This is a genomic window from Rhodococcus sp. EPR-157, from assembly GCF_001647195.1.
In the GTDB taxonomy this organism is placed as follows: Bacteria; Actinomycetota; Actinomycetes; order Mycobacteriales; family Mycobacteriaceae; genus Rhodococcoides.
Window position 1 is genome coordinate 1 of the sequence record NZ_LVCV01000356.1, and the last position, 607, is coordinate 607.

General features: G+C 63.3%; 1 protein-coding gene. It reads right to left on the reverse strand.

Annotated elements, in window-relative coordinates; genetic code table 11:
* A partial coding sequence (locus tag A2J03_RS16435; protein WP_156520423.1) for a potassium channel family protein occupies nt 1-500 on the reverse strand: 500 nt, incomplete at its 3' end.
* Nucleotides 501-607 lie beyond the last annotated feature (107 nt).

Below are 607 nucleotides of genomic sequence, written 5' to 3' on the forward strand. Positions count from 1 at the left end.
TCCTCGAGCAGCGACAACTTCTTCCCGATCCATCCTTCGTGGATGTCGAGCAAGACGACTGCGACGCTGCCGGACGGATCGCGCCATTTGGTAGTCGGATCCTCACGCAGCAGATTGTGCAGGAAACGGTCCGTGGCCCAGGGAACCGTCGCGACGGTCGGTATTCCCAACCGTTCGTAGACTGCCGCTCGCTTCGCGTCGTAGATGCGAGCGACGACCTTCTCGACTCCGAACGTCTCGCGGGCCACTCGCGCAGCGATGATGTTCGAGTTGTCGCCGGAGGACACCGCAGCGAATGCCTCGGCCCTCTCGATCCCTGCCTTGACGAGAACATCCCGGTCGAAGCCCATCCCGACCACGCGATGACCGTCGAACGACGGGTCGAGGCGTAGGAACGCAGTTTCGTCCCGATCGATGATGGCGACCTCGTGACCGATCCGTGCGAGAGCGCCTGCCAGCGATGCACCGACACGGCCGCACCCCATCACCACTACGTACACAGGTCCAGCTCCATTCGGATCGTTTCTCCCGGCGTTCGAGAGGTGGCGAGAGTTACGGACACCAACCGTATCGGGCCGCCGCCCGGTTATCGAGCGGTGGATCTCGG